The sequence below is a fragment of the Xanthomonas bonasiae genome, from assembly GCF_017163705.1.
GTDB classification, from domain to species: Bacteria; Pseudomonadota; Gammaproteobacteria; order Xanthomonadales; family Xanthomonadaceae; genus Xanthomonas_A; species Xanthomonas_A bonasiae.
This window is the reverse complement of the sequence record NZ_JAFIWB010000015.1, coordinates 101,260-114,084: the sequence shown is the minus strand read 5'-3', so window position 1 is coordinate 114,084 and position 12,825 is coordinate 101,260. Positions and strand designations below refer to the sequence as shown.

The window sequence follows — 12,825 nt, the reverse complement described above, 5'->3', positions numbered from 1 at the left end:
CCTCCCCGACGGAATCGCCAATGTCGCCTCCCCCGCCCGCCGATCTGCCCGATAGACAACGCGACACCCACCCGGTGCTGCGCGCGCCCCGGCGCCGCCACCGCGATGCGCGCGGACGCTTCATCCGCACCGCCGAGGTCACCGTCAAGCTGCAGCCGGCGCCGCGCCGCGCCAGCCTGTTCGTGACCTCGGAAATGGCCGACTTCATCAAGGCCGGCGGCCTGGGCGACGTCGCCGCGGCGCTGCCGCGCGCGCTGCGCGGCAGCTGCGACATCCGGGTGCTGATCCCCGGCTACCCGGCGGTGCTGCGCAAGACCGGTCCGCTGGAGATCGTCGGCCACGTCGCCGCCCACGCCGGGCTGCCGGCCTGCGCGCTGGGCCGCGCGGACCGGCCGGACGGCCTGTGCGTGTACGTGCTGCTGTGCCCGCAGCTGTTCGAGCGCCAGGGTTCGCCCTACGTGTCCAGCGAAGGCCGCGACTGGGAAGACAATGCGCTGCGCTTCGCCACGCTGTCGCACGCCGCCGCGCAGATCGCCGGCGGCCGCGCCGGGCTGGACTGGAATCCGGACCTGCTGCATCTCAACGACTGGCCGTGCGCGCTGGCCGCCGCCTATGTGCGCTGGTCCGGCGGCAACACGCCGTGCCTGCTGACCATCCACAACCTGGCCTACCAGGGCCTGTTCCCGTACGCGATGGCCGGCACGCTGGGCATCCCCGACAACGGCCTGCAGGACCTGGAGTTCTACGGGCAGATGTCGTTCCTGCGCGCCGGCATTGTCCACGCCGACCACGTCAACACGGTCAGCGTCAGCTACGCCGCGCAGATCACCGGACCGGCGCAGGGCTGCGGCCTGGACACGCTGCTGGCCCGGCATGCCGCCAGCGGCCGCCTCAGCGGCATCGTCAACGGCATCGACGCCAGCTGGGACCCGCGCACCGACGACCATCTGCACACCCATTTCGGCATCGACCAGGTCCAGGGCAAGCGCGAGAACGCCGCCCAGGTGCGCCGCGCGTTCGGCCTGATCGACAGCGACGGCCCGCTGTTCGCGGTGGTGTCGCGGCTGGTGCACCAGAAAGGCCTGGACATGATCTGCGAGGTGGCGCCGCAGATCGTCGCCGCCGGCGGCCAGATCGTGGTGATCGGCGGCGGCGAGCCGCAGATCGAGCAGGCGGTGGCGGCGCTGGCGCGGCGCTTCCCCGGCCATGTCGGCGCCCATATCGGCTTCGAGGAGCGCTTGGCGCGGCGCATGTTCGCCGGTTCGGACTTCCTGCTGATGCCGTCGCGCTTCGAACCCTGCGGGCTGAGCCAGATGTACGCGCAGCGCTTCGGCAGCCTGCCGATCGCGCACGCCACCGGCGGCCTGATCGATACCGTGGACGATGGCGTGACCGGCTTCCTGTTCGAGGAGCCCTCCGCCGACGGCCTGCGCCGCTGCCTGCAGCGGGTGTTCCGCACCTTCCGCCTGCCGGGCCTGCTGCAGGCGATGCGCCGCGCGGCGATGCTGCGGCCCAGCGGCTGGGACCTGGCCGGACGCAAGTACATGGCCCTGTACGACCGCACCGCTCCGCTATCGCCGGCGGTGGCATGAGCGAACGGGAACAGGCGCCGGACGCGATCCCGGTGTGGGACGCGCCGCTGGAAGCGGCGAACGACGAACGCGAACGCCTCGCCCTGCAGGCGCTGGCGCGCGGCGAAGCGGTGGACGCGTTCGCCTGGCTGGGCCCGCACGCCGACGAGAACGGCACGATCCGGGTGCGCGCGCTGGTCCCGGGCGCCGATGCGCTGGGCCTGCTCGACGGCAACGGCAAACTGGTGGCGCGGATGCGCGCGCACCCGGAGGCCGAAGGCGTGTTCGAAGGCGAACTGAAGACCACGACGGCCTATCGGCTGCGCATCGTGTGGCCGGACGCCGTGCAGGAAATCGACGACCCCTACGCGTTCGGCCCGGTGCTGGACGAGGCCTGGCTGCAGGGCATGGCCGAGGGCGACGGCGCCGCGCTGCGCACCGCGCTGGGCGCGCACCACACCCGTATCGGCACGGTCGACGGGGTGCGCTTCGCGGTGTGGGCGCCGCATGCGCGGCGGGTCGCGCTGGTCGGCGACTTCAACGGCTGGGACGGCCGCCGCCATCCGCTGCGCCTGCATCGCCAGGCCGGCGTCTGGGAACTGTTCGTGCCCGGGCTGCGCGGCGGCGAGCACTACCAATACGAGATCCTCGACGCCGACGGCACGCCGCTGCCGCGCAAGGCCGACCCGGTCGCCCGCCACAGCACGCGCGCGCCGGACACCGCGTCGGTGGTGCCCAGCGCCGCCGATTTCGCCTGGCACGACTCGGCCTGGCTGGCGCAGCGCGAAACCCGCGCCGGTGCCGCGCAGCCGATGAGCATCTACGAGCTGCACGCCGGCTCCTGGCGCCACGACGCGCACGGCCAGCCGTTGCAGTGGGACGCGCTGGCCGCGCAGCTGATCCCCTACGTGCAGGAACTGGGCTTCACCCATATCGAACTGCTGCCGATCACCGAATATCCGTTCGGCGGCTCCTGGGGCTACCAGCCGCTGGGCCTGTACGCGCCGACCGCGCGGCACGGCGACGCGGACGGTTTCGCGCGCTTCGTCGATGCCTGCCACCAGGCCGGGATCGGGGTGCTCCTGGACTGGGTCGGCGCGCACTTTCCCGACGACGCGCACGGCCTGCAGCGCTTCGACGGCACCGCGCTGTACGAACACGCCGATCCGCGCGAAGGCGTGCACCGCGAGTGGAACACGCTGATCTACAACTACGGCCGCGCCGAAGTGGTCGCCTACCTGATCGGCAGCGCGCTGGAATGGATCGAGCGCTTCCACGTCGACGGCCTGCGCGTGGATGCGGTGGCGGCGATGCTGTACCGCGACTACGGCCGCAACGAGGGCGAATGGGTGCCCAATGCCCAGGGCGGGCGCGAGAACCTGGAGGCGATCGCGTTCCTGCGCCGGCTCAACGCCGAGATCGCGCAACGCTTCCCCGGGGTGCGGGTGATCGCCGAGGAATCCACCGCCTGGCCGGGCGTGACCGCACCGCCGGAGCAGGGCGGGCTGGGTTTCAGCCACAAGTGGAACATGGGCTGGATGCACGACACGCTCAGCTACATGCGGCGCGATCCCATCCACCGCCAGCACCACCACAGCGAGATGAGTTTCGGCCTGGTGTACGCGTTCTCCGAGCACTTCGTGCTGCCGCTGTCGCACGACGAAGTGGTGCACGGCAAGGGTTCGTTGCTGGCGAAGATGCCCGGCGACACCTGGCAGCGCTTCGCCAACCTGCGCGCCTATCTGGCCTTCATGTGGGCGCACCCGGGACGCAAGCTGCTGTTCATGGGCGGCGAGTTCGGGCAGTGGCAGGAATGGGACCACGACCGCGCGCTCGACTGGGCGCAGGCGCAGCGCCCGGAGCATCGCGGCGTGGCGCGGCTGGTCGGCGACCTCAACCGCCAGCTGCGCGCGCTGCCGGCGCTGTACCGCAGCGACCGCGCGGCGGAAGGCTTCGAATGGAGCGTGGCCGACGACCACCGCAACAGCGTGTTCGCCTTCGTGCGCCACGACCGCGCAGGCGGCGCGCCGCCGCTGCTGGCGGTGAGCAATTTCACCCCGAACGTGCATCACGACTACCGCCTGGGCGTGCCGCGCGGCGGGCTGTGGCGCGAAATCCTCAACACCGACAGCGGCCACTACGGCGGCTCCAACCAGGGCAACGGCGGCGCCTTGCGCAGCATCGCGCAGCCGATGCACGGGCACGCGCAATCGCTGGCGCTGACCTTGCCGCCGCTGTCCACCCTCTGGTTGCAAGCGGAGCATTGACTTGAACATCGCAACGAGCGCAACGCCAACCGGCGACGCGGCAACCGCTTCGCCCGCGGCACTGCGCCAGGGCGCCTGGCCCACCGCCGACGGCGCAGTCGCCTTCGTGCTGTGGGCACCGGACGCGAGCAGCGTCGACATCGTGTTCGACGACGGCAGCCGGCAGCCGCTGGCCGCGGCCGCGGACGGCTATTTCGCCGCGACCATCGCCTGCGCCGCCGGCACCCGCTACCGCTACGCGATCGACGGCGGCGAACCGGTGCCGGACCCGGCCTCGCGCTGGCAGCCCGACGGCGTGCACGGCGCCAGCGCGGTGCTGGCCAGCGACGGCTATCGCTGGCAGCACGCCGCCTGGCGCGGCCGGCCGTGGGCGGAAACGGTGTTCTACGAACTGCACGTGGGCGCCTGCGGCGGCTACGCCGGGTTGCGCGCGCAGTTGCGGACGCTGGCGGCGCTGGGCGTCACCGCGATCGAACTGATGCCGCTGGCCGCGTTCCCCGGCCGCCACAACTGGGGCTACGACGGCGTGCTGCCGTACGCGCCGGCCGCGGCCTACGGCCATCCGGACGAACTCAAGGCGCTGATCGACGAGGCCCACGGGCTGGGCCTGAGCGTGTTCCTGGACGTGGTCTACAACCACTTCGGCCCGGACGGCAACTACCTCGGCCAGTACGCCTCGGCGTTCTTCCGCGAAGACGCGCCGACCCCGTGGGGCGCGGCGATCGACTTCCGGCTCGCGCCGGTGCAGCGCTACTTCATCGACAACGCGCTGATGTGGCTGCACGAGTACCGCTTCGACGGCCTGCGCCTGGACGCGGTGCACGCGATCGTGCCGAACGCGTTCCTGGACACGCTGCGCGAGGCGATCATGGCCAGCGTGCCGGCCGGGCGCCACGTGCATCTGGTGCTGGAGAACGAGGCCAACCAGGCCGGCGTGCTGGAGCGCGGCTACAGCGCGCAATGGGACGACGATTTCCACAACAGCCTGCACGTGCTGCTGACCGGCGAGGACGAGGGCTACTACGCCGGCTTCGCCGACGCGCCGGCGCAGCATCTGGCGCGGGTGCTGGGCGAAGGCTTCGCCTACCAGGGCCAGGCCGACCACCGCGGGCATGCGCGCGGCGAACCGAGCGCGCAGCTGCCGCCGCACAAGTTCGTGATCTTCGCGCAGAACCACGACCAGATCGGCAACCGCGCGCGCGGCGACCGGCTGATCACCCAGGTGTCCGAGCCGGCGCTGCGCGCGGCGCTGGCGCTGACCGCGCTGACCCCGATGATCCCGCTGTTCTTCATGGGCGAGCCGTGGGGCAGCCGCACCCCGTTCCTGTTCTTCACCGACTTCGCGCCGCCGCTGGACGAGGCGGTGCGCGAAGGCCGGCGCCGCGAGTTCGCGCATTTCGCCGCGTTCGCCGATCCTGAGCAGCGCGCGACCATTCCCGACCCGAACGCGCCGAGCACGTTCGCAGCGTCCATCGCCGACATCAGCGATGCCACCCACGGCGACGGCGCGCGCTGGCGCGACTGGTTCGTGGCGCTGATGGCGCTGCGCCGCCAGCATCTGGTACCGGCGTTGCCCCAGGCACGCGCCGTGGGCGCCCGCATGCTGGGGCCGAAGGCGGTGGCCGCGGGCTGGAACCTGGGCGGGGGCGAGTGGCACGTGGCGGCCAACTTCGGCGATACGCCGGTGGCGCTGGATCTGCCTGGCGCGACGGTCCATGCCGAAAACGCCGGCGACGATCCGGCGCAGCTGCCGCCGAACGCCTTCGTCGCCCGCTACCGGGCCGGTTCCGCCACGTGAGCGCGGGCTGTCGCGACGCCATCGCGACAGCGCTTCCGGCACGCTGCCCCTCCCGTGCGTCGTCCGCGAGCGTGCGCCTGCCTGACAGGTGCGCGGCGCGCGCGGCGACGGCGGTGCGTCCTTCTTTCCCCCATTGCCGCGGCCCCGACTCGCCCATGACCGATACCCCCCTGCACACCCTGGCGTCCGCCGCCGGCCTGCTGGTCGACTGGATCGACGCATCCGACACGCCGCGCACGGTCGGCACGGACACGCTGCGCAGCGTGCTCGGTGCGCTCGGCCTGGACGCACGCGACGATGCCGCCTGCCGCGACAGCCTGCGCCAGCTGCAGGCCGGCGGCGGCAGCGCCGCGCCGCTGCTGACCGCCGACGTCGGCACGCCGATCGACGCCGGCGGCACGCCGGGTGCGGCGTACCGGCTCGAGCACGAGGACGGCAGCCGCCGTGACGGCCGCTTCGATGCGCAGGGCCGCCTCGCTGCGATCGATCGCGACGGCTACTGGACCCTGCAGCACGGCGACCGCCACACCACGCTGGCGGTGGCGCCGGTGCGTTGCTACGGCGTCGCCGAGGCGGTCGGCGAGGACGCGCCGCGGCGCTGGGGCCTGTCGCTGCAGGTGTATTCGGCGCAAGGCCCGGACGACGCCGGCATCGGCGATGCGGACGGCGTCGCCGCCTGGGCCGAGCGCATCGCGCGTGCCGGCGGCGATGCGATCGCGTTGAGCCCGGTACATGCGGCGCGGCCGATCGGCACGCACTACAGCCCGTATTCGCCGGGCGACCGCCGTTTCCTGGATCCGCTGCAGGCCGCCCCGGCACGCGTGCTCGGTACCGCCATGGCGCAGCGCGCCCTGCAGGCCGCCGGGCTGCAACAGGCCTTCGCCGAAGCGCAGACCCGCGCGCTGATCGACTGGCCGGCCTCGTCTGTCGCGAAGTGGCAGTGGCTGCGCCAGCTGCACGCCGACTTCGCCCAGGCCGACGCCGCGCTGCATGCCGATTTCGCCGCGTTCCAGCACGAACGCGGCGCCGCCTTGCACGACTACGCCGCGTTCGCCGCGCGCGATTTCGGCGATGCCGATCCGGCCCTGCACAGCTTCGCGCAGTGGCTGGCCGCGCGCAGCTGGGCCGGCGTGCAGCGGCACGCGCGCGATGCCGGCATGGGCATCGGCCTGATCGCCGACCTGGCGGTGGGCTTCGATCCCGGCGGCGCCGAGGCCGCGGCCTGGCCGCAGGCGGTGCTGGCCGGGCTGGAACTGGGCGCGCCGCCGGATGCGTTCAACGGCGACGGCCAGGCCTGGGGCATCGGCGGGTATTCGCCGACCGGGCTGCGCGCCAGCGGCTTCGCGCCGTTCATCGACCTGCTGCGTGCGGTGATGCGCGACCGCGGCGGCGTGCGCATCGACCACATCCTCGGCCTGTTGCGGCTGTGGACGATCCCGCGCGGCGCCAGTTCCGCCGATGGCGTGTACCTGCGCTATCCGCTGCACGACCTGCTGCGCCTGCTGGCGCTGGAATCGTGGCGGCACCGCGCGCTCGTGATCGGCGAAGACCTGGGCGTGGTGCCGGACGGCATCCGTGCCGAACTGTCGCAGCGCGGGGTGATGGGCATCGACGTGCTGCTGTTCACCCGCGACGCCAAGGGCGCGTTCCTGGCGCCGGCGCAATGGCGCGGCGACGCGATCGCCACCACCACCACCCACGACCTGCCGACGCTGCGCGGCTGGCGCCGCGGCGAGGACATCGACTGGCGCCACCGCCTGCAGCTGTCCGATGCCGCGCAGCAACGCGCCGACCATCTGGCCCGCATCGCCGACGTGGCGCGCATGGACGCCGCCGTCGCCGCAGCGCTGCCGCAGGCGCACGACCCCGAACTGGATGCGCTGCGCTTCGTCGCCGCCACGCCCTCGCCGCTGGCGCTGCTGCCGGCCGAGGACGCGCTGGGCCTGGACCAGCAACCCAATCTGCCCGGCACCGTCGATGGCCACCCGAACTGGCGCCGGCGCTTGCCGGCGGCGGACACGGCGGCCGCCGGCGCGCCGCTCGCCACCCGCCTGGAGGCGTTCGCGCACGCGCGCCGCACCGCCTCCGCCGCGCAAGGAACCGACACATGAGCTTCACTCCGCTGCGCGCCACCGCGCGCCTGCAACTGCACGCCGGATTCACCCTGCTCGACGCCGCCGCGCAGGTGCCCTACTACGCCGGCCTGGGCATCAGCCATCTGTACCTGTCGCCGATCGGCACCGCCGTGCCCGGCTCCACCCACGGCTACGACGTCACCGATCCGCGCCAGGTCAATCCCGAACTCGGCGGCGAGCCCGCGCTGCTGCACCTGTCCGAGCGCGTGCGCGCGCACGGCATGGGCCTGGTCCTGGACATCGTGCCCAACCACATGGCCGCGCACGCGGCCAATCCATGGTGGTGGGACGTGCTCAAGCATGGCCGGCGCAGCCGCCACGCCGGCTGGTTCGACATCGACTGGCGCGCGCCCGGACGCGACGGCAAGCTGTGGCTGCCGGTGCTGGACCGCGCCTACGCGCAGGCGTTGAGCGAAGGCGCGCTGCAACTGCGCGTGGCCGAGGACGGCGAGGTGCAGCTGGAACACCACGACCAGCGCTTCCCGATCCGCCTGGAAGGCGCCGTGGCCCAGGATCCGCCGGCCGCACGCCAGGCCTGGGCGGCACGGCTCAACGACGCCGCGCGGCTGGGCGACGACGCGCTGCATCGGCTGATCGAACGCCAGTGCTACCGGCTGGCCTGGTGGCGGGTCGGCAACGACATGCTCAACTACCGCCGCTTCTTCGACATCACCTCGCTGGCGGCACTGCGCGTGGAGCAGAACGACGTGTTCGCCGCGGTGCACGAACTGCCGCTGCGGCTGGTCGCCGAAGGCCATCTCGATGGCGTGCGCGTGGACCACGTCGATGGCCTGGCCGATCCCACCGGCTACGTGCAGCGCCTGCGCGCGCAGCTGGACCGCGCCGGGCGCCGCCGCGGCATCGCCGCCGGCGGCATCGCGCTGTACATCGAGAAGATCCTGGCACCGCAGGAGACGTTGCGCAGCGACTGGCCGTGCGACGGCAGCACCGGCTACGACTTCATGGACCAGGTCGCCGGCGTGCTGCACGACCCGGCCGGCGCCGCACCGCTGACCGCGCTGTGGCGCCGCGAGACCGGCCGCAGCGGCGACTTCGGCCAGGAACAGCGCGCCGCGCGCGACGAGATCCTGCAAGGGTCGCTGCAGACCGAATTCGTGCGCACCGTGCAGGCGCTGGCCGCCGCCGCGCACCTGGACCCGGCCACCCGCGAGTTCAGCCCGCAGATGCTGGCGCGCGGCCTGATGGCGCTGTTGCGGCACTTCGAGGTGTACCGCACCTACGCCGGGCCGGATGGCCTGGACGAAGCCGATGCGGCGCGCCTGGCGCAGGCCGCGCAGCACGCGCGCGCCGGCGCCGAGCCGCGGGTGTGCGCGGCGATCGACGCGATCGAGCGCTGGAGCCGCGACGGCCGCGGCACCGGCAAGGCGCAGATCGCGCTGCGGCGCATCGTGCGCCGGCGCATCGAACAACTGTCGGCGCCGCTCAACGCCAAGTCGGTCGAGGACACCGCGTTCTATCGCCACGGCGTGCTGCTGTCGCGCAACGAGGTCGGCAGCGACCCGGACGTGTTCGCGCTGGCGCCGGACGCCTTCCACGCCGCCAACGCCGCGCGCGCGCAGCACCATCCGCGCGCTTTGCTGGCCACCGCCACCCACGACCACAAGCGCGGCGAAGATGTGCGCATGCGCCTGGCCGCGCTCAGCGCGCAGGCGCCGTGGTGGGCCGAACGGGTGGCGCGCTTCCAGGCCTTGTCCGCCGACCTGTTGCCGGCCGGCAGTGCCGCGCCGCTGCCCGGCGACGTGCTGATGCTGTGGCAGATGCTGGTCGCCGCCTGGCCGCTGGAACTGGCCAGCGACGATGCCGCCGGCCTGGCCGACTACGCCGAGCGCGTCGGCGCCTGGCAGCTGAAGGCCGCCCGCGAGGCCAAGCTGCGCACCTACTGGACCTGGCCGGACGAGGCCTACGAACGCGGCGCGCGCGCACTGCTGGACGCGGCGCTGCTGGCGCCGGCCGGCGCGCCGCTGCGCGAGGCGCTGGCCCAGGCCGCGGCCGCGCTGGCCCCGGCCGGCGCGCTCAACAGCCTGGTGCAGACCACGCTGCGGCTGAGCGTGCCCGGCGTGCCCGACCTGTATCAGGGCAGCGAAGGCTGGGACCTGTCCCTGGTCGATCCCGACAACCGCCGCCCGGTGGACTACGCGCTGCGCCAGGCCTGGCTGCACGACGCCACCGCGCCGTCGGCGCTGCTGCGCGACTGGCACAGCGGCCACGTCAAGGCGTGGCTGACCGCGCAACTGCTGCACCTGCGCGGCGCGCATCCGGCGCTGTTCGCGCATGGCCGCTATCGCCCGCTGCAGGCGCAGGGCCCGTACGCGCAACACGTGCTCGGCTTCGCGCGCGAACACGAGGGCCAGACCCTGCTGGTGGTGGTGCCGCGCCTGACCGCCGCGGCGCAACCGCTGGATGCGGCGGCGCCGCTGCGCGCGCAACTGGATTGGCGTAACACCTTTCTGACGCTGCCCGCGGCACAGTACAGGAACGTGCTGAGCGGGCGCGACCTCGCGGCATCGGCCTCGATGCCGGTGGCGGACCTGCTCGCCGACTTCCCGGTGGCCGTGCTGGCCGCCGTTCCCTGACATGCCGGTGGCCGTGCTGGCCACCTTCCCCCGACAAGACCGCCATGGACGCAGAAACACGCCAGCGCCGCATCGAACAACTCGCACACGAAATCTGGGAAGCCGAAGGCCGGCCCGACGGCCGCGCCGCCCGTCATTGGGCCATGGCCGAACGCCTGGTCGACGCCGAAGCCCGCGCCGATCCGCAAGACCACTCGCTTTCCCCGGCCGGCAACGGCCCCGCCACGTCGTAAGGATTTCGCATGCCGCTTCGCAAGCTCGCCCGCCGCTCCCGCATCCGCGAAGGCCGCTCGTATCCGCTCGGCGCCACCTGGGACGGCCTGGGCGTCAATTTCGCGCTGTACTCGACCAATGCCACCAAGGTCGAACTGTGCCTGTTCGACGAGCGCGGCCGCGAGGTCGAGCGCATCGTGCTGCCCGAGTACACCGACGAAATCTGGCACGGCTACCTGCCCGATGCGCGCCCCGGCCAGCTGTACGGCTACCGCGTGTACGGTCCGTACGCGCCCGATGCCGGGCACCGCTTCAATCCCAACAAGCTGCTGCTCGATCCCTACGCCAAGCAACTGGTCGGCGAGCTGAAATGGGCGCCTGCCTTGTTCGGCTACACCATCGGCCACAAGGACGCGGACCTGAGCTTCGACCGCCGCGACAGCGCCGCCTACGTGCCCAAGTGCGCGGTGATCGATCCGGCCTTCACCTGGGGCAAGGACCAGCGCCTGCAGACGCCCTGGGACCGCACGGTGATCTACGAGACCCACGTGCGCGGCACCACCATGCGCCATCCGTCGGTGCCGGAGGCCTGGCGCGGCACCTTCTCCGGGCTCAAGGTGGACGAGGTGGTGGAGCACATCAAGCGGCTCGGCATGACCGCGGTGGAACTGCTGCCGGTGCACGCCTTCGTCGACGACGAATATCTGCTCAAGCAGGGCCTGCGCAACTACTGGGGCTACAACACCATCGGCTTCTTCGCGCCGCAGCCGCGCTACATGGCCACGCGCACCGTCGCCGAGTTCAAGCAGATGGTGGCGCGCCTGCACCACGCCGGGCTGGAAGTGATCCTGGACGTGGTCTACAACCACACCGCCGAAGGCAACGAACTGGGGCCGACGCTGTCGTTCAAGGGCATCGACAACGCCAGCTACTACCGCCTGGCGCAGGACCGCCGCTTCTACATCAACGATACCGGCACCGGCAACACCTTCGACCTGACCAATGCCGGCGCGCTGCGCATGGTCAACGACTCGCTGCGCTACTGGGTGTCGGAGATGCACGTGGACGGGTTCCGCTTCGACCTGGCCACCATCCTCGGCCGCGAACACCACGGCTTCGATCCCAAGGGCGGCTTCCTCGACGCCTGCCGCCAGGATCCGCTGCTGAGCCAGGTCAAGCTGATCGCCGAACCGTGGGACGTCGGTCCCGGCGGCTACCAGGTCGGCGGCTTCCCGCCCGGCTGGTCGGAATGGAACGACAAGTTCCGCGACAACGTGCGCGCGTTCTGGCGCGGCGACGAAGGCCAGCTGGCGGAACTGGCCACGCGCCTGACCGGCTCGGCCGACCTGTTCAACCACCGCGGCCGCCGCCCCACCGCCTCGGTCAACTTCGTCACCGCCCACGACGGCTTCACCCTGCACGACCTGGTCAGCTACGAGCACAAGCACAACGAGGCCAACGGCGAGGACAACCGCGACGGCTCGGACAACAACATCTCGGCCAACTACGGGGTCGAGGGCGAGAGCGACGACCCTGAGATCAACGCACTGCGCCTGCGGCAGATGCGCAACATGCTGGCCACGCTGCTGCTGTCGCAGGGCACGCCGATGCTGCTGGCCGGCGACGAGTTCGGGCGCAGCAAGGGCGGCAACAACAACACCTACTGCCAGGACAACGAGCTGACCTGGCTGAACTGGGAAAGCGGCGAGCGCGCGCAGCGGCTGACCGCGTTCGTGACGCGCCTGACCCACCTGCGCGCGCACTATCCGCTGCTGCACCGCGCACGCTTCTTCGACGGCGTCTACGACGAAGAACTGGGCATCAAGGACGTGAGCTGGCTGGCGCCGGACGGCGAGGAAATGAACGATGCGTCCTGGCACGATCCGCACGCACGCGCGCTGATGATGCGCCTGGACGGCAAGGCGCCGTCCAGCGGCCTGCGCCAGGCCGCGTCGAACGTGACCTTGCTGATGATCGTCAACGGCGCCACCGAGGACGTGACCTTCACCTTGCCGATGGTCGAAGGCGAGCACTGGCGCGTGCTGATCGACACCGCCGAACGCGACCACGAACACGGCCTGCCCGGCGGCTCGCAATGGCATGGCATCTGCCGCTCGCTGACCCTGCTGGCCGCGGAACGCGACGGCAAGGTCGCCGCCGCCCAGCACCAGAATGCGGCGCCGCCGCCGGCACCGGCGGCGTAACGCGAAGCGGCAGACAGCGGCCCAGATCAATCGCTGGGCCGCT

Annotated in this window: 7 protein-coding genes; all 7 read left to right on the top strand. The window is 72.2% G+C overall.

Annotated features, from left to right (window positions below; translation table 11 throughout):
• The first annotated feature begins 20 nt into the window (after positions 1–20).
• The 7 genes from glgA to glgX all read left to right on the top strand — a co-directional run bounded on the left by glgA (position 21) and on the right by glgX (position 12,782).
• The gene (gene glgA, locus JR064_RS13960; RefSeq protein ID WP_191825220.1) at positions 21–1,592 is read left to right on the top strand and encodes a glycogen synthase GlgA; all 1,572 of its coding nucleotides are present in this window, start codon (positions 21–23) and stop codon (positions 1,590–1,592) included.
• Positions 1,589–3,838: a 1,4-alpha-glucan branching enzyme gene (locus JR064_RS13955; RefSeq protein WP_225209867.1), complete on the top strand. Its 2,250-nt coding sequence runs from the start codon at positions 1,589–1,591 to the stop codon at positions 3,836–3,838. Before glgA ends, JR064_RS13955 begins: the two co-directional genes overlap by 4 nt.
• Before the next feature lie 61 nt (positions 3,839–3,899).
• Positions 3,900–5,636 carry a malto-oligosyltrehalose trehalohydrolase gene (gene treZ / locus JR064_RS13950; RefSeq protein ID WP_206230113.1) on the top strand — a complete coding sequence of 579 codons (1,737 nt, stop codon included), beginning with the start codon at positions 3,900–3,902 and terminating at the stop codon, positions 5,634–5,636.
• A 155-nt stretch (positions 5,637–5,791) separates the two neighbouring features.
• Positions 5,792–7,747, top strand: coding sequence for a 4-alpha-glucanotransferase (malQ, locus tag JR064_RS13945; RefSeq protein WP_206230100.1), 1,956 nt, complete (start codon positions 5,792–5,794; stop codon positions 7,745–7,747).
• Positions 7,744–10,365: a malto-oligosyltrehalose synthase gene (gene treY / locus JR064_RS13940; protein WP_206230099.1), complete on the top strand. Its 2,622-nt coding sequence runs from the start codon at positions 7,744–7,746 to the stop codon at positions 10,363–10,365. The genes malQ and treY overlap by 4 nt, the downstream gene beginning before the upstream one ends.
• Before the next feature lie 44 nt (positions 10,366–10,409).
• Positions 10,410–10,598, top strand: coding sequence for a DUF2934 domain-containing protein (locus JR064_RS13935; protein WP_179567461.1), 189 nt, complete (start codon positions 10,410–10,412; stop codon positions 10,596–10,598).
• A 9-nt stretch (positions 10,599–10,607) separates the two neighbouring features.
• Positions 10,608–12,782, top strand: a complete 2,175-nt coding sequence (glgX, locus tag JR064_RS13930) for a glycogen debranching protein GlgX (protein WP_179567463.1) — start codon at positions 10,608–10,610, stop codon at positions 12,780–12,782.
• The last annotated feature ends 43 nt before the right edge of the window (positions 12,783–12,825 follow it).